At 70.9% G+C, this 17618-nt stretch carries 12 protein-coding genes and 2 tRNA genes; 2 read left to right on the top strand and 12 right to left on the bottom strand.

Translation table 11 applies throughout. The features are described from left to right. Nucleotides 1-150: 150 nt before the first annotated feature. The 12 genes from EV383_RS00185 to dnaA all read right to left on the bottom strand — a co-directional run bounded on the left by EV383_RS00185 (nucleotide 151) and on the right by dnaA (nucleotide 16537). Entirely contained in the window at nucleotides 151-1233 is a 1083-nt protein-coding gene (locus tag EV383_RS00185; protein WP_207223383.1) for an IS110 family RNA-guided transposase, read from the bottom strand. A 322-nt stretch (nucleotides 1234-1555) separates the two neighbouring features. Next, nucleotides 1556-2881, bottom strand: coding sequence for a site-specific integrase (locus EV383_RS00175; protein ID WP_130288019.1), 1326 nt, complete (start codon nucleotides 2879-2881; stop codon nucleotides 1556-1558). 83 nt (nucleotides 2882-2964) lie between these two features. Further along, nucleotides 2965-3040, bottom strand: a tRNA-Ala gene (locus tag EV383_RS00170). A 193-nt stretch (nucleotides 3041-3233) separates the two neighbouring features. Then, nucleotides 3234-3307: transfer RNA gene (locus EV383_RS00165), tRNA-Ile, on the bottom strand. An 83-nt stretch (nucleotides 3308-3390) separates the two neighbouring features. Next, nucleotides 3391-4407, bottom strand: a complete 1017-nt coding sequence (locus EV383_RS32835; RefSeq protein ID WP_341273698.1) for a DUF3566 domain-containing protein — start codon at nucleotides 4405-4407, stop codon at nucleotides 3391-3393. A gap of 93 nt (nucleotides 4408-4500) precedes the next feature. Further along, nucleotides 4501-6996, bottom strand: a complete 2496-nt coding sequence (gene gyrA, locus EV383_RS00155; protein WP_130293636.1) for a DNA gyrase subunit A — start codon at nucleotides 6994-6996, stop codon at nucleotides 4501-4503. Nucleotides 6997-7073: 77 nt separating this feature from the next. After that, entirely contained in the window at nucleotides 7074-9110 is a 2037-nt protein-coding gene (gene gyrB / locus EV383_RS00150; RefSeq protein WP_165438180.1) for a DNA topoisomerase (ATP-hydrolyzing) subunit B, read from the bottom strand. 329 nt (nucleotides 9111-9439) lie between these two features. After that, nucleotides 9440-9766: a DciA family protein gene (locus tag EV383_RS31880; RefSeq protein ID WP_278044804.1), complete on the bottom strand. Its 327-nt coding sequence runs from the start codon at nucleotides 9764-9766 to the stop codon at nucleotides 9440-9442. A 489-nt stretch (nucleotides 9767-10255) separates the two neighbouring features. Beyond that, entirely contained in the window at nucleotides 10256-11434 is a 1179-nt protein-coding gene (gene recF, locus EV383_RS00140; protein ID WP_130288018.1) for a DNA replication/repair protein RecF, read from the bottom strand. An 8-nt stretch (nucleotides 11435-11442) separates the two neighbouring features. Further along, on the bottom strand, nucleotides 11443-12426 hold the full coding sequence (gene gnd / locus EV383_RS00135) for a phosphogluconate dehydrogenase (NAD(+)-dependent, decarboxylating) (RefSeq protein ID WP_130288017.1): 984 nt from the start codon (nucleotides 12424-12426) through the stop codon (nucleotides 11443-11445). Between the two features lie 89 nt (nucleotides 12427-12515). Continuing rightward, on the bottom strand, nucleotides 12516-13670 hold the full coding sequence (gene dnaN / locus EV383_RS00130; protein ID WP_130288016.1) for a DNA polymerase III subunit beta: 1155 nt from the start codon (nucleotides 13668-13670) through the stop codon (nucleotides 12516-12518). A 1121-nt stretch (nucleotides 13671-14791) separates the two neighbouring features. Continuing rightward, nucleotides 14792-16537, bottom strand: coding sequence for a chromosomal replication initiator protein DnaA (dnaA, locus tag EV383_RS00125; protein ID WP_130288015.1), 1746 nt, complete (start codon nucleotides 16535-16537; stop codon nucleotides 14792-14794). Between the two features lie 486 nt (nucleotides 16538-17023). Here dnaA and rpmH point away from each other — a divergent pair, with 486 nt between their 5' ends. Continuing rightward, nucleotides 17024-17167 carry a 50S ribosomal protein L34 gene (gene rpmH / locus EV383_RS00120; RefSeq protein ID WP_130288014.1) on the top strand — a complete coding sequence of 48 codons (144 nt, stop codon included), beginning with the start codon at nucleotides 17024-17026 and terminating at the stop codon, nucleotides 17165-17167. Nucleotides 17168-17196: 29 nt separating this feature from the next. Beyond that, on the top strand, nucleotides 17197-17601 hold the full coding sequence (rnpA, locus tag EV383_RS00115) for a ribonuclease P protein component (protein WP_130288013.1): 405 nt from the start codon (nucleotides 17197-17199) through the stop codon (nucleotides 17599-17601). Nucleotides 17602-17618 lie beyond the last annotated feature (17 nt).

Below are 17618 nucleotides of genomic sequence, written 5' to 3'. Positions count from 1 at the left end.
GGCTGGAACGATGCAACTGCTCTAAGCGCGAGCGTCACCACTACGACAGGCGTCGTCGTGGCTGCTCATAGCACGGTCGTGCATCCGTTCCCAGGCGCTGCCACCACCCCGACCACACGAGGCTCCGGACGATCCAGGGGGCTCCGCCGGCTACTCGAGCACGGCCAGCGACCAGCACCAGCCGGCGAGCTCGCGGGCGATCGCGGTGTTGGCCACCACCGCCCGCTTGCGGCGGGCGTCGAACCGCGCCCACCGCCCGTGCAGGCGCCGGTTGCCCTGCTCCGCGCGAGCCCGCGCGGCCGGCGAGGCGAGCTCCCAGCGTCGGGTCAGCTGCGCTGAGGTCCGATACGGACGACGGTGATGCCACGCAGCCTCGATCATCAACCGGCGCGCGTGTCCGTTCCCGGTGCGGGTGATTGGGCCCTTCATTCGCGACGCGCCGCTGGAGTACTCGCTGGGCACCAGCCCGAGGAACGCTCCTATCGTCCGCCCGGACAGCCGGTGCCAGTCCCCGATCTCCACCGCCAACGCGAACGCAGTGAGCGTCGAGATCCCGCGCAGGCATCCCAGCCGGTGCACCACCGGGGTCAGCTCGCAGTCCGCGGCCATCTCGGCGATCGCCTCGTCGAGCCGATCCCGGCGCTCGCGAGCGCTCACCATCGCGCCGTAGGCGGACTCGAACGCCATCTGCGAGTGCAGCATCGCCAACCGCTGACAGCGCAGCCAGTGTTCGTGGCGAGAGGTCCACGCCCGACCGTCGGAGTAGACGATCCCGTGGCGCAGCAACAACTTCTGTACCCGATGCCGGGCCGACATCAACTCCCGCCGCGCGTCCTCCCGTGAGCGGGTCAGATCCCGGGCCGCCTCGACCTGCGGCGAGGGAACGGCGACCTCGACGATCTCGCTCAGGTGCAGCAGCCGCGCCAGGTGGCGGGCGTCGCGCACGTCGGTCTTGACCCTGTCGCCCGACGGGCGCTGCAGCTTGGACGGCGCCGCGACCAGGCAGCGGATCCCCGCCTCCTGCAGCGCCCGCGCCAGCCCGAACCCGGTCGGGCCGGCCTCATACGTCGCGGCCGCCGGCCCGGGCAGGCCACGGATCCACTCGATCACCGTTGCCGGGTCGGCGACCATCCGCTGCTCGAACAGCTGCCCGGTCTGCCCGTCCAACCCGCACGCCACCACCGACCGGGCGTGCACATCCAGGCCCACACTCGTCCGTACGTCGATCACCACGGCCAACCTCCTCGGCTCGACACCCCTCGCTCTTCCAGGCAGGCGTACTCGCCGAGTGCTCCGGGTGTCTCGGTCCTGGCCCTTGCTCCGCACCAGGCCAAGAAGTCGTCGACGAGGATCAGGTCCAGGTGCAGCGCCCGCAGCGCAGCGAGGACGAACGACCTTGACCTGAGACGAGCGACGACCAGCATCACGACGCGGAGGAAGTCCCGCCCATACCGTCTAAGCCACCGGGCCGACAGGCCCCGCCGCAGGCGGTCCATCGGGGTCCTCGGCCGACGCGGCCTTGAGCGTCCGTGGCACAGGCTCCGTCCGCCGGGAGTCAGCTATCGGGCTGATGCCTCACGCGGTCGGAAACGACCTGCGCGGCACGGCGATCGCTGTTTTCGACCCACGCCGTGTACACCCGGAGTGTGGTCGCACCTCCGCCGCCATGACCGAGGCGTCCGGCGACGGTCCGCAGATCCACCCCCGCCGACAACAATTCGGTCGCCGTGTAGTGGCGGAGCGCGTGCAGGTGACTGTCGATCTCGAGTCGCGCGCACATCCGTCCGTACCGGTGCGTGACACCACTCGGGTCGCACGGTCGGTCGTTCGTCGGCGAGTACGAGAACAGGTAGGCGCTCGACGACGGCTTGACGCCGAAGTCGCGACACCGCTCCTCGTAGCGTTGGCGATGCTCCCTGAGGACCCGGACCGTCGTCTCGTCGATCGCGAGTCGCCTGGCCCGGTGCGTCTTGGTGTCCTTCTCGACGTTCCGGCCGGCTACTCGGACATGGTTGCGGCGCACGTGCAACGTCGCGCTCTCGAAGTCGACATCGGTCCACTTGAGCGCCAGCAGCTCCGCCCGTCGGAGCCCGGTCACCATCACGACCCAGACCAGAGCTCCCCACGACGGGTCCTCAGCTCGAGCAGCGGCGACCAACACCGCGGCCTCCGCCGGTGTCGGCGGGTCGGGATCCGACACAGGCAGGCGTGGGATGCGCGCGAGCTCGGCCGGATTGGAGGTGATCCACCCCCACCGCATCGCCGCCGCCAACGAGCCCCTCACCACGAAGTGGACCTTGCGGACGGTCGCCGCGCCGAGGGGCTCGCACACGTGCGGTTCGCACTCGATGACGAGGCAGCCCTTCTCGACGCAGTCGTGCGGCGGGTAGCCGGCCTTCGGCGGCCGGCCGGGAGGTCGCTTGTGACGGACCGTGCGGCACTCGTGTGGCTCGTCAATGCGGTGCTCGACGAAGGGCCGGCCGTTGCAGCGGGACGAGCAGCGGCGCAGCTCGCCGTAGAAGCGCTCCAGGATGTACGCCGTGACCTTTCCGATCGGCTGGTCGCCGAGGACCGGGTCGATGTGCTTCGCGATCAGCCACACGTAGTTCTCGCGGGTCGACGCTTCGAGCTCGTTGGTCGCCAGCCACGATTCGATCGTCGTCCGCAGCGACGCCCGGGTTCGGGCGTGCCGCTGCTTGGCCACCTCGACCAGGAACTTGCGGAGCAGTCGCTCGGCCCCACGTTCGTCGGGGCTGGTGCCGCGAAGGTAGAGCTGCTTACCGGTGACCGGATCGATGCCGGCGTAGACGATCGCCTGGAACGACTTCCCGCGGCGCCGGATCATCCCTTCGGCGCGCTGCTCCGACGACTTCTTGGCCACTCGTCGAAGCTAGTCATTGCCACTGTCATTGCCATGGACCTGGGGGAAGATCCCTTGCAGTTGCTAACCGTGCAGGTCAGCGGTGGTGGAGACGAGGGGAATCGAACCCCTAACCCCCGCCTTGCAAAGGCGGTGCTCTGCCAATTGAGCTACGTCCCCGGATCGGTCGTCCGCGACGGTACCGGACCGGCGGGCGACGCGGAGATCAGCGGGTGGTGGCCTCGTGCTACAGATCGTCGGAACCGACACCGCGGAGCTTGGACCAGACCAGGAAGGCCGCGCCGGCAGCAGCGGCGAGTGCGACGAGCTTCTTCATCGTGATCATCCTCTGCATGTCCCGAACGGGAAGGTGTGGGCCTAGGTGGATTTGAACCACCGACCTCATCGTTATCAGCGATGCGCTCTAACCAACTGAGCTATAGGCCCGTGCAGCGATGGCAACGTTACAACACCCGATCCCGGCCCCCGACACCGGCCCGAGTGGGCCGGCGCCGGAGGATCGGAGCAGGTCAGTCGCGCTCGGAGAGCGTGACCTCGATGCCGCCGACGAGGTCGGCCGCGACGTTGTAGACGAACGCCACGATCGTCAGCACCACCGCGAACAGCAGGCTGTTGATCGCGCCGACGACACCGGCGAGCAGGAACACCCGGCCGGCACTGATCAACGATCCGCTGTTCTGGGTCTGGCCGGTGACCAGGTCGGCGTAGGTGCCGTTGAGCCGGTCCCAGACGCCCATCCCGCCGAGCACGCCGTAGAGCACGCCCGCGGCGACCATCCAGACCAGGAACAGCACCACAGCCAGGGCCAGGGCCATCTTCAGCACCGACCACGGGTCCAGGCGCTTGAGCTGCAGCAGCGCCTGGCGGGGCGGGCGGTGACGCGACGAGCGCGGCGACTGGGCCTCGGCGGCAGCGGTCTCGGTGCCCTCCCGCTCCCGGGTGGCGGTGGTGGCACCGGCCGCCGCTCCGGCACCGGCCGCGGCGGGCGAGGTCAGGAACGCGGTCGGCGCCTCGCTGAGCAGCGAGTCCGCCACCGAGGGACGCTCGGCCGGCTCCTCGGGCTCGGGATCGGCGGGGTGGTCACCCGGCACCCGGCGCCACGGGGGCGGGCCGGCCACCGGCGTGGACGGCTGTTCGGCCCGGTCGACCGGGGGGATCATCTGCGTCCGGGCCGACGGGGACGCCTCGGCCTCTACGGGCTCCCTCTCCCACGCCGTGGACGCGGACGGCACCGGATCGGCCGGCGCCGGCTCGGCGGTGTCCTCCGCACGAGGTGCGGGAACGTCACGCCCGGCGCCCGGATCGTCGGAGCGCGGCGCCGGGGACGGGTGACCGTTCGGGTCCGCGCCGTTCGATCCGGCCACCGGCGGGACCGTCCCGGTCGTCTCCGCACCGCCGGCCGTCGCACCGGCCGACGACGTCTCGCCCGTACCCGGGGCACCCGGGGACGCCTGCTCGACACGGTCGGCCTCGGTCGCGACCGTCCGTCCCTCGCCCGCAGGCTGGGTGCTGTCGTTACTGCTCACGAGCTTGCGCGCTCCTCGGTCGTCGGCGCTGGGACCACGGTCAGGACCCGGCTGCGGCGGCGGCCCGGCGAGGCCGGCCGCCGCAGCGGTTCATCAACCGATCAGACCCGGGTCCTCGGCGGTCTCCTCGGCATTGCGTGCGACCGACAGCAGCGTCGAGTTCTCGCCCAGGTTCATCAGACGGACCCCCTTCGTCTGCCGGCCGGCCTTGCGCACCTCCCGAGCCGAGGTCCGGATGACCCCACCCGTCGAGGTGATCGCGTAGAGCTCGTCGTCGATCCCGACGATGAGCGCACCGACCAGCGTGCCACGTCGACGGTCGTACTGGAGGGTCAACACTCCCTTCCCGCCACGACCCTGTACCGGATAGTCCTCGATCGGGGTGCGCTTCGCGTACCCGCCGGCGGTGGCCACGAGAAGGAACGTGTCCGGGCGGATGACGCTGAGCGCGAGCAGCCGGTCACCGGTGTTGAACCGCATGCCCAGGACGCCGGACGTCGCCCGTCCCATCGGGCGCAGCGCGTCGTCGGTCGCGGTGAACCGGATCGACTGGCCCTCGGCGGAGACGAGCAGCAGGTCGTCGTCGCCGGAGCAGAGCACGGCGCCGACCAGCTCGTCGTCGTCGCGCAGGTTGATGCCGATCAGGCCGCCGGTGCGGTTGGAGTCGAAGTCGGTGAGCTTGGACTTCTTCACCAGACCGTTTCGCGTCGCGAGGACGAGATAGGGCCGCGCCGTGTAGTCCTTGATCTGCATGACCTGGGCGACGTGCTCGTCGGGCTGGAACGCGAGCAGGTTGGCCAGGTGCTGGCCGCGGGCGCTGCGGTTGGCCTCGGGCAGCTCGTAGGCCTTGAGCCGGTAGACCCGGCCCTTGTTGGTGAAGAACAGCATCCAGTCGTGCGTGGAGCAGACGAAGAAGTGGGCGACGATGTCGTCCTGCTTCAGCGCCGCGCCCTGCACGCCCTTGCCGCCGCGCTTCTGCGCCCGGTACAGGTCGGTCTTCGTGCGCTTGGCGTAGCCGGTCTCGGTGATCGTGACGACGACGTCCTCGACCGCGATCAGGTCCTCGTCGGCGACCTCGCCGTCGTCGGCGACCAGGCGGGTGCGCCGCTCGTCGCCGTGCTTCTCGATGATCTCGGTGAGCTCGTCGCGGACGATCTGACGCTGGCGCTCCGGCCGGGCCAGGATGTCCTCGAGGTCGGCGATGTAGGCCTCGATCTCGGCCAGCTCGTCGATGATCTTCTGGCGCTCCAGCGCGGCGAGGCGCCGCAGCTGCATGTCCAGGATCGCCTGGGCCTGGATCTCGTCGATCTCCAGGAGCGAGATCAGGCCGGTCCGGGCGATGTCGACCGTCTGCGAGCTCCGGATCAGGGCGATGACCTCGTCGAGGGCGTCGAGCGCCTTGACCAGACCACGCAGGATGTGGGCCCGCTCCTCGGCCTTGCGCAGCCGGAACCGGGTCCGCCGGACGATGACGTCGATCTGGTGCCGGACGTAGTTGCGGACGACCTGGTCCAGGCGCAGCGTGCGCGGTACGCCGTCGACGATCGCCAGCATGTTGACGCCGAAGCTGTACTGCAGCTGGCTGTGCTTGTAGAGGTTGTTCAGCACGACCTTGGCCACGGCGTCACGCTTGAGCGTGAACACGATCCGCATGCCGATGCGGTCCGAGGACTCGTCGTTGATCTCGGAGATCCCCGACATCTTGCCGTCGCGGACCATCCCGGCGACCGACTCGACGAGGTTGTCCGGGTTGACCTGGTAGGGCAGCTCGGTGACGACGATCGTCGTCCGGCCCTTGGCGTCCTCCTCGACCTCGACGACGGCGCGCATCCGCACCGAGCCGCGCCCGGTCCGGTAGGCGGACTCGATGCCGTCGCGGCCCACGATCAGGCCGGCGGTCGGGAAGTCCGGGCCCTTGATCCGGGCCATCAGCGCCTCGAGCAGCTCCTCGTCGGAGCACTCGTAGTTGTCCAGCGCCCAGATGATCCCCTCGCCGACCTCACGCAGGTTGTGCGGCGGGATGTTGGTCGCCATCCCGACCGCGATCCCGGAGCTGCCGTTGATCAGCAGGTTCGGCACCCGCGACGGCAGGACGTCGGGTTCCTGGGTCTTGCCGTCGTAGTTGTCGGTGAACCCGACGGTGTCTTCCTCGATGTCCTGCAGCATCGCCATCGCCAGCGGCGACAGGCGGCACTCGGTGTAGCGCATCGCGGCGGCCGGGTCGTTGCCCCGGGAGCCGAAGTTGCCCTGCCCGTCGATCAGCGGGTAGCGCATCGACCACGGCTGGGCCAGGCGCACCAGCGCGTCGTAGATCGAGCTGTCGCCGTGCGGGTGGTAGTTACCCATCACCTCGCCGACGACGCGGGCGCACTTGACGTAGGAGCGGTCGGGCCGGAACCCGTTCTCCCCCATCGAGTACAGGACGCGCCGGTGGACCGGCTTGAGCCCGTCCTCGACGAGCGGCAGCGCGCGCCCGACGATGACGCTCATCGCGTACTCGATGTAGGAGCGCTGCATCTCCTGCTGGATGTCGACCGGCTCGATCCGGTCGCCGCCGCCCGCGTCGGTGGTGGTGCCGGGCGGATCCATGGTGTCGGTCACGAGGTTCTTCTCCTGCTCGCGCGGTTCATACGTTCGTCTTGATCATCCGTGTGGATCGGGGTCGATCAGACGTCCAGGAAGCGCACGTCCTTGGCGTTACGGGTGATGAAGGAACGGCGGGACTCCACGTCCTCGCCCATCAGGACCGAGAACAGCTCGTCGGCCTGCGCGGCGTCGTCGAGGCTGACCCGGAGCAGCACCCGGTGGGCCGGGTCCATCGTGGTCTCCCACAGCTCCTTGGCGTTCATCTCGCCGAGACCCTTGTAGCGCTGCACGCCCTCTTCCTTGGGCAGCTTCTTGCCGGCCGCGCGGCCGGCCTCGATCAGCCCGTCGCGCTCGGCGTCGGAGTAGGCGAACTCCGGCTCGGAGCCGCGGCCACCCCACTTGAGCTTGTAGAGCGGCGGCTGGGCCAGGAACACGTGCCCGGCCTCGATCAGCGGGCGCATGAACCGGAACAGCAGCGTGAGCAGCAGCGTCCGGATGTGCTGGCCGTCGACGTCGGCGTCGGCCATCAGCACGATCTTGTGATAGCGCAGCTTCTCGACGTCGAACTCGTCGTGGATGCCGGTGCCCAGCGCCGTGATGATGGCCTGGACCTCGGTGTTCTTGAGGACCCGGTCGATACGGGCCTTCTCCACGTTGATGATCTTTCCGCGGATCGGGAGGATCGCCTGGAACATCGAGTCCCGGCCGGACTTGGCCGAGCCGCCCGCGGAGTCGCCCTCCACGATGTAGACCTCGGACTTGATCGGGTCGGTGGAACGGCAGTCGGCGAGCTTGCCGGGCAGGCCGCCGATGTCGCCGGCGCTCTTGCGCCGGACCAGTTCACGGGCGCGCCGCGCGGCGAGACGGGCCTGGGCCGAGGAAACGGCCTTGGTGACGATCGTCTTCGCCTCGTTGGGGTTGCGCTCGAACCAGTCCGCCAGCCACTCGTTGCTGATCCGCTGGACGAACGACTTGACCTCGGTGTTGCCCAGCTTGGTCTTGGTCTGGCCCTCGAACTGCGGCTCGGCGACCTTGACCGAGACGATCGCGGCCAGGCCCTCGCGGATGTCGTCGCCGGAGAGGGCGGCGTCCTTCTCCTTGATCAGCTTCTTGTCACGCGCGTACTTGTTGACCGTCGCGGTCAGCGCGTGCCGGAAGCCCTCCTCGTGCGTGCCGCCCTCGTGCGTGTTGATCGTGTTGGCGAAGGTGTAGACGGACTCGGAGTAGCCCGAGTTCCATTGCATCGCCACCTCGATCTGGTGGCCGGGGCCCTCGCCGGTGTAGGACACGATCTTCTTGTGGATCGGGTCCTTGCTCCGGTTCAGGTGCGCGACGAAGTCCTCCAGACCGCCCGGGTAGTGGAAGACGTGCTCGGTGATCTTGGCGACGTAGCCCTCGGCGTCCGGCTCGTCGTCGGCCACGATCGCCGGGCCCTCGTCGTCACCGTCGCGCACGGCGCCGCCGTCGCGGGTGGTGCGCTCGTCGCGCAGCACGATGGTGAGCCCCTTGTTCAGGAACGCCATCTCCTGCAGGCGGCGCCGGATCGTCTCCAGCGTGTAGGTCGTGGTCTCGAAGATCGAGCCGTCGGCCCAGAACGTGACCGTGGTGCCGGTCTTCTTCGTCGGCCCGGCGTCCACGAGCTCGCCGGGCACGGCCAGCTCGTAGCGCTGCTTCCAGATCCGGCCGTCGACGTGCACCTCGGCCTCGAGCGCGGTGGACAGCGCGTTCACCACGGAGACGCCGACGCCGTGCAGACCGCCGGAGACCGCGTAGGACTTGTCGTCGAACTTGCCGCCGGCGTGCAGGCTGGTGAGGACGACCTCGAGGGTCGGCTTCTTCTCCACCGGGTGCATCCCGACCGGGATGCCGCGGCCGTCGTCGACGACCCGGACCCCGCCGTCGGCCAGCAGGGTGACCTCGATCCGGGTGGCGTACCCGGCCATCGCCTCGTCGACCGAGTTGTCCACCACCTCCTGGATCAGGTGGTGCAGACCGCGTTCACCGGTCGAACCGATGTACATGCCGGGGCGCTTGCGGACCGCTTCCAGCCCCTTGAGCACGGTGATCGACGACGCGCCGTACGTGTTCTTCTGCGTTGCCTTGTCCTGGGCTGCCACGAGTCCTGGGATCTCCTCGCCTAGAGAGCCGGCACGGCCCGCCGCGTTCTGCGGGGCCGCGCACGCCGGCACATCGACCCGGCCGGCCGAGAGACCACCCGGGAACACTGAGACCAGTCTACTTGTCGACCCTGACAGAACCGCGGCTAGGACCCGCCCAGAATCGCCACAGACGGGCGAACGGGAGCCCAACCGGGTCGCGACGCCGGTGAGCGGATCGTCTCGCAGCTCCGGCGGCGTCATCTCGCCCTGATCTGGATTCTACGGAGCCGTCACGCGTCGCCGGTCACCGACAGCGGCGGATGTGCCCGATCCGCACGGACGGACCGTCAGCCGTACGTGTCACGAGGGCCGCGGCCGCGCACGTGCCGTGGCCCGTGCCGCCAGCTCGGGCCGCTCGGGGCCACCACCCGGATCCGGCGCACCACGTCCGGGCCGACCGCGGCCGCGAGGCGGGTGAGCAGCTGTCGCTGCAGGGTACGGAGCTGGGTGGCCCACGCCGTCGACTCCGCCTGCAGCGTCAGCTCGCCGTCGCGCAGCGAGATCGGCGTGCAGTGATCGGAGATGTCAGGGCCGACGAGCTGCGGCCAGCGCCCGATCACCGTGGCGTCGGTCAGGCGTGGGGACCAGCCGCGGTCCATCGACACCCGGGACACGATCCGCCCGAACGGCTGCGGGTCGCGGTCGTCGGGACCGGAGCCCGACCAGCGACGCCGGCGTCCCTTCCCGGAGACGACCTTCAGCTTCGGCAGTCCCTCGGCCTTGCGCTCCGCGGCCTTCTTCGCCGACTGCTCGCGCGCCGCCTTGAGGGCGTCCCGCGCCAGATCGGAGCCTCTCCGGCCGCCCGCCGCGTCGCCGGTGCCCTCGCGACGGGCGCCGCCCGCCGTGTCCCCGCCGTTATCTCCGGAGCCGGATCCGCCGTCCCCAGGCCTGGGGACAGGATCGGTCTGTCCACCGCCGTGGGGCTGCCGTTCACGGCCCGTTCGCGGCGCGGGCCCCCGACGATCACCAGGCGAGGCGGAGTTATCCACAATATCCACAGACTTGTCCCCAGGTCGGTGTTACTCGGTCGTGACCACCGGGCCACGCCCAGCGGTCGGTTCCGGCCCGCCACCGGGCCGGCGGTACCCGTGTCCGCGACGGGCTCACGAGGACGGGCGGGCGGCGTCGCGGTCCACCCGGCCCTCCCCCACGACGAACCGGGTGCCGTCCAGCTCCGGCGGGACGTCCTCGGGCACCGCCGCGGTGACCAGCACCTGCTCGGCCTGGGCGACCATCGTCGCCAGCGCCCGCCGGCGCGCGGAGTCCAGCTCGGCGAACACGTCGTCGAGCACGAGGACCGGCTCGACGTCGTCGGCACGCAGCAGCCGGTAGGACGCCAGCCGCAGGGCCAGCGCGAACGCCCAGGACTCGCCGTGGCTGGCGTAGCCCTTGGCCGGCCCCTCGCCGAGCGCGAGCTCCAGCTCGTCGCGGTGCGGGCCGACCAGGCACACCCCGCGCTCGACCTCCTGCTTGCGGACGGTCGCGAGCTGTTCGAGCAGCCGGGCCTCGATCTCGTCCACACCCGCCGGCATCTCGGCGACCGTCGCGGTGCCGATGCTGCTGCGGTAGTCCAGGGAGATCGGGTCCGACGACGGCGCGATCTCGGCGAAGGACTCGGCGGCGTAGGGCCCGAGCGCGACGACGAGCTCGCGACGCCCGGCCAGCAGCGCCGCGCCGTTGCGGGCGAGGTGGCCGTCCCAGACCTCCAGGGTCGCGAGGTCGTCCGGGGCGTCCGGGTCCGAGGAGCGGGAGCGCGATCCGCCGCGCAGACCTCCGCGGGCGGACTTGAGCAGGGCGGAGCGCTGCTTGAGCACCCGGTCGTAGTCCGAGCGGACCCCCGCGTAACGCGGGAAGCGCGCGACGAGCAGCTCGTCGAGGAACCGCCTGCGCTCCCCCGGGTCGCCGCGCACCAGCGCGAGGTCCTCGGGTGCGAACAGCACGGTGCGCAGGATGCCGAGGACGTCACGCGGGCGGGCGACCGGCGACCGGTTCACCCGGGCCCGGTTCGGACGACCGTTGTTGATCTCGAGCTCGACGCCGAGCTTGCGGCCCTGGTGGTGCACCTCGCCGCGCACCAGCGCCTGCTCCGCGCCCCGTCGGATCAGCGGGGCGTCGGAGGCGACGCGGTGCGAGCCGAGCGAGGCCAGGTAGCCCATCCCCTCGACGAGGTTGGTCTTGCCGACCCCGTTCGGGCCGACCAGGACCGTCACGCCGGTGTCGAGCTCGAGCTCGGCCTCGGGCCAGGACCGGAAGTCGGTGACCGAGAAACGCCGCAGGTACACGCGTGCGGTCAGCCCCCGGCGGAGCCGGTGCCCGACGACGGGCCGGCCGCATCACCGGTCGAACCGGTGCCCGAGGACGGACCGGCCTTGTCACCGGGGGCACCGGTCGGGCCCGACGCCTTCACCGCGTGCCCGCCGAACTGGTGGCGCAGCGCCGCGACCGCCTTCATCGCGGGCGACTCGTCCTGGCGCGAGGAGAACCGCGCGAACAGCGCCGCGGAGATCACCGGCAGCGGCACGGCGTGGCGGATCGCCTCCTCCAGCGTCCACCGGCCCTCCCCGGAGTCGTCGACGTACCCCTCCAGCTCGGAGAGGTCGGCGTCCTGGCGCAACGCGTTGACCAGCAGGTCCAGCAGCCAGGAACGGACGACGGTGCCGCGCGACCACGCCTGCACGACGGCCGGGACGTCGGTGATCAGCTCGGTGGCCTGCATCAGCTCGAAGCCCTCGGCGTAGGCCTGCATCAGGCCGTACTCGATGCCGTTGTGGACCATCTTCGAGAAGTGCCCGGCGCCGACCGGACCGGCGTGCGCGAAGCCCTCCTCGCGCGGACCCTCCGGCCGGAGCGCGTCGAAGATCGGCATGGCCTGGGCGATGTGCTCGTCGGAGCCGCCGGCCATCAGGCCGTAGCCGTTGTCCTTGCCCCAGATGCCGCCGGAGACTCCGCAGTCGACGTAGCCGATGCCCTTCGCGTCGAGCAGCTCGGCGTTCGGGCCGTCGTCGGTGTAGCGGGAGTTGCCGCCGTCGATCACCAGGTCACCGGCCGACAGGGTCTGCGACAGCGTCGTCACGGTGCTGCGGGTGGGGTCGCCCGAGGGGACCATCACCCAGACCACGCGCGGCGAGGTCAGTGCCGCGGCCAGCTCGTCGAGGGAACCGACGTCGCTGACCTCGGGCCGCGGGTCGTACCCGACGACCTCGTGTCCCGCCGCGCGCAACCGGTCCCGCATGTTGCCGCCCATGCGGCCGAGACCGATCAGTCCGATCTGCACGAGTTCCCCTCTCCCCACGCTCGTCCGGCCCGACGGAAATCGACGGGCCGCGGTCCGGGCACAGTCTCGTCCCGGCCGGACGGGCCCGCTCAGCCGGGGAGGCGGACCGGCATCAGCAGGTGCAGGTAACCGGACTTTTCCGGCGGCGTGGCCTCGGCGTCGTCGGCGGCCGGCGGCGGGACCGGGCGGACCAGGGCCGGCCGGTTCGGCGTGGTGAACGTCAGCTGCGCGCGGTCGGTGTGCAGCTGGCCGAGCGCGTCGAGCAGGTAGCCCGGGTTGAACGCGATGGTCAGCGGGTTGCCGTCCAGCGTGCAGGGGAGTTCCTCCTCGGCGCTGCCGACGTCGTCCCCGCCGGCGGCCAGGCGCAGCCCGTCCTCGCCGAACTCCAGCCGGATCTGGGCGACCCGGTCGGCCACCAGCGACACGCGCTTGATCGCCTCGACCAGCGCGGACACCTCGAGCTCCGCGGCGGTGGTGTGCTCGGCCGGGATCAGCTGGCGGAACCGCGGGAACTCCGCGTCGAGCAGCCGGCTCGTCGAGCGGCGCCCGCCACCGGTGAGCCCGAGCATCCCGTCGCCGGCCGACAGCGCGATCTCCACGGTGCCGGACCCCGCGAGCGTCTTGGCCACCTCGGCCAGCGTCTTCGCCGGGATCAGCACGGCGGTGGAGATCGAGGCGTCCTCGGGTACCCACTCCAGCTCGCGCACGGCGAGCCGGAACCGGTCGGTGGCGGCCAGGGTCAGCTGCGTGCCCTCGATCTCGAGGCGGATGCCGGTGAGCATCGGCAGCGTGTCGTCCCGGCCGGCCGCGACGGCGACCTGGGCCACGGCGGCGGCCAGCTGGCCGGCGTCGACGGACCCGGCGCGCTGGGGCATGGACGGCAGCTGCGGGTAGTCCTCGACCGGCATCGTCGGGAGGCTGAACCGGCTGTTGCCGCAGTTGATCGTGGCGCGGGACCCGTCGACGACGAGGTCGACCGGCTTCGACGGCAGCGCGCGGGTGATGTCGGCCAGGAGCCGTCCGGAGACCAGCATCCGGCCGGGCTCGCCGACCGTGGCGTCGAGCTCGACACGGGCCGAGGTCTCGTAGTCGAAGCCGGAGACGGTCAGACGCTCGTCGGACTCGCCCTCGCCGGACTGGATGAGCACGCCACCGAGCACCGGCACCGGTGGACGGGCCGGGAGGCTGCGGGCCACCCAGGCGGCCGCGTCCGCAAGGACGTCGCGTTCGACCCGGAACTTCATGGCAGCGGGAACCCTTCCCCGGTGGAGCGTCGAGAGCCGGCCAGGAGACCGGTCTGCGACGGGTGGACAGGTGGTGCGGGTGCCGATGACGGCACCGACGAACGGGACGAGGACGAGCCGACCGGATCCCGATGTCGGGACCCCAGGTTCGCCGAGGGCCAACCGTAGAGGCTCCGGCCGACACTTTCCACGCCGCCCTGACCGTGGTCACGGCTGACCCTGTGTGCCCGATCGGGGCGGTGCTTCCTCACCTGTCCACGTGCTTGTTCTTCTCTTAGAAACTTCTGGAGAGAGAAACCGTAGTAGTAATAAGTCCTGTGCACAGTGTGGATGGAGGACGTCTGCGCTGGTCAGCAGGCCGCGTCGGCTGTGCACCCACCCCTGGGACGGATCGTGGGCAGCTTCGCGCGGCGGTGGACCGAGCCGGTTGTGCCCGACCTGTCCCGGATCTGTCCCCGGGGTGGACCGGAGTTGTCCCCAGATTCACGGCCGTCCGTCCACCGGTCCCGGCGCAACAATCCACAGAGTTGTCCCCAGATGTGGGTGGAAGCGTGTCGGATCTTCCACCGAGGGTGATGGGGACGCGGTGTCGATCGGGAGGTCACCGCGCTGCCGGAACTCACAATTGCCACACCTGTCACAGCAATGTCGACGGAGAGTGACCGTGTGCTGGGCGAAGTCGATCAGCCCGATCACGGCCCGTGCGCCGAACGCCCTCTACCGGACGTCGAGCGGAACGTGTCGGAGCGACACGCCGTGGGAATCCGTTCATCCCCGATGGGGATCGAGATCACGGCCCGGCAACGGCCGTCGCGGCCGGGCGGTCGCGTTCCGGGACCGGCTCAGAGCCCCGCTGAGGCCCTGGCGCGGTGATGTCCGTGTGGGTGGCACGGGAGAGGCGGAGGTCGCGGCTCGTGACCGGCCGGAACCGGACGAACAGGCGCTCTGACCTGTGGATGTAGCGGTGGAGCCGGTGGACAACTCGGTCCCGGAGGGCGCTGTGAGGCCGTAGGGGCTCCGGCCGGGAGCCTGCCGGAGAGTTCACCCGGGGACGGGACGGGTGGGACGTGGGGGACGGAGGAGCCGGCCCGACGACGGGTCGGCCGCGGTTCGGCCGGGAGTCAGTGCCGGGCGCGCAGCTTGATCCGCGCGGTGAGCTCCTGGACCTGTTCGAAGGTCTTGCGGCGGAGCGAGATCTCGTTGCGGATCTTCTTGTCGGCGTGCATGACGGTCGTGTGGTCGCGGCCGCCGAACGTCTGCCCGATCCTCGGCAGCGACAGGTCGGTCAGCTCGCGGCACAGATACATGGCGATCTGACGCGCCTGCGCGAGCGCCTTCGTCTTGCCCGGGCCGGACAGGTCGTCGAGCGTCACGCCGAAGAACTCGGCTGTGACCGCCATGATCGTCGGCGCGGTGATCTCGGAGGCGGCCGAGTCCGGGATGAGGTCGCGCAGCACGATCTCGGCGAGCTGGGTGTCGACCGGCTGGCGGTTCAGCGACGCGAACGCGGTGACCCGGATCAGCGCACCCTCGAGCTCGCGGATGTTGCGCTCGATCCGCTCGGCGATGAACTCCAGGACGTCGCCGGGGACGGCCAGGCGGTCCTGCGCGGCCTTCTTCCGCAGGATCGCGATCCGGGTCTCCAGCTCGGGAGGCTGGATGTCGGTGATCAGGCCCCACTCGAAGCGGGTGCGCATCCGGTCCTCGAGGGTCTCCAACCGCTTGGGCGGACGGTCCGAGGAGACGACGATCTGCTTGTTCGCGTTGTGCAGCGTGTTGAAGGTGTGGAAGAACTCCTCCTGGGTCCCTTCCTTGCCCTCCAGGAACTGGATGTCGTCGACCAGCAGGACGTCGACGTCGCGGTAGCGCCGCTGGAACGCGACCTTGCGGTCGTCGCGCAGCGAGTTGATGAAGTCGTTGGTGAACTCCTCGGTACTGACGTACCGGACCCGCATCCCGGGGAACAGCCGCTGGGCGTAGTGCCCCACGGCGTGCAGCAGGTGGGTCTTGCCCAGCCCGGACTCGCCCCAGATGAACAACGGGTTGTAGGCACGGGCCGGCGCCTCGGCCACCGCGACCGCGGCGGCGTGGCTGAACCGGTTCGACGCGCCGATGACGAACGTGTCGAAGGTGTAGCGCTCGTTGAGCCGGGTCTGCGACCTCGGTGCGACGGGGTCACCGGCCTGCGGCGCGGTGTAGGCCGGCCAGGCGGTGCCCTGCTCGGCGCGGGCGGACTCGCCGCGGCCGTCCGGCGACCAGCCGCCACCACCGTTGGTCGGGACCGGCTCGGTGCTGAGCTGCTCCCCGTCGTGCCCGCCTCCATGGGCGCCCCGGTGGCCGTCGGCGGTCTCGTGACGGGCGCCGCCGTACTCGGCCGGTCCGCTCTCCCGCAGTTCGACGCTGCCGTACCCGGTGTCGCCCGCGCCGTCGCGGCCGTGGGAGTCGCGCCGGTCGTACCCGTCGCGGGAACCGCGGTCGTCGGAGGCCTCGGACGAGCCGGTCGGGATCGGGGACAGCAGTCCGGTGCCGGGTTGCGGGCGTCCGAAGCCCGGGGGGTCGGGCACCTCGGTCCCGCCGGACGCGGCGGACGCGTCGACGACGACCGCGAGGTTGACCGCGACCCCGAGGTGCCGGCCGAGCGCGTCGCTGATCGGGCGCCGGAGGATGCGCTCGATGGCGTCCTTGGCGAACTCGCTCGGAGCGGCCAGGAGTGCGGTGCCGTCGAGGAGGCCCAGGGGGCGCGTCAGGCGGAGGAACGCGCGTTGCTGGGGGGACAGGGTGGGGGCGCCGGACTCGGCCGATGCTCCGGAGAGGTCGGCGATGACGCGGTTCCACACCCGTCCGAGATCGCCCGGCTGGTCGGTCATCCGCGGTTCCCCCTCCCGCTCGACTCGTTCGCGCGTGCGGATCGTGCACCCGTACCGGGGCACGACGCAGCGCCATCCCCAGGGTTATCCACACTTGTGCGTAAGAAGGTACGCAGGCGTCCACGCCCGGCACGCAGCGGGGCGGCGGGGTCGATGTCGGACCGGTGCGGGGATCGCACGGATGAGGCCGGAACGCTAGCAGCCGTCGCGGACGTCCCCCGACGGGTGGGTCCGTGCGGACGTCGTCGCAGCTCGGAGGGGGTGCGACGATCGGGCCGGGGCTGGTTTGACCCTCTTCGAGACGGCTGCGTACCCTTGTCAGGAGAAAGCTGGACAGTGGTCGGCCTGTGTCGACCCGTCGCGGGACGCCTCGGTGTCCGTGACGACGGCCCTGCGCACTGACCGGCGACGACCATGAGTACATCCAGCTGAGCAACCGGCGGTCGGGCTCGCGCCCGTCCAACCCGCCGTCCAGGAGAGTCGACCGTGACCAAGGGCAAGCGCACCTTCCAGCCGAACAACCGCCGTCGGGCGCGTGTGCACGGTTTCCGCCTGCGCATGCGCACCCGTGCCGGCCGCGCGATCCTCGCGACGCGTCGTCGCAAGGGGCGCGAGAAGCTCTCGGCCTGACGGCCGGTCACGCAGACCCGGGTAGCCCTGTGTTGCCGGCCCGAGCCCGGCTCACGCGCCGGCCAGACTTCGCCTCGACGATCCGTCGCGGTCGTCGGGCAGGGCGTACCCGGCTCGTCGTCCATCTCGACCAGACCCGCCCCACCGACGTGCTCGAGCACGACGGGCCGAGGGCGGGTTTCGTCGTGAGCAAGGCCGTCGGCAACGCGGTCGTCCGGCACCGGGTGTCGCGGCGGCTGCGCCACCTCGTCGCCGACCGGATCGACGGCCTGCCCGCCGGCGCGATGCTGGTCGTGCGCGCGCTCCCGCCGGCGGCGGACGCGTCCTCGGCCCAGCTCGGCGTCGATCTCGACTCCGCGCTGCGCGCCGCGCAGCGGCCCCGGACACCACGAACCGCGGCGCCGCCGGCACCGAACCAGAACGTGTCGTCGTGAACACCGGCGCCGGACGG

It is taken from the genome of Pseudonocardia sediminis (assembly GCF_004217185.1).
GTDB classification, from domain to species: domain Bacteria; phylum Actinomycetota; class Actinomycetes; order Mycobacteriales; family Pseudonocardiaceae; genus Pseudonocardia; species Pseudonocardia sediminis.
This window is presented reverse-complemented; position numbering and strand designations above follow the sequence as displayed.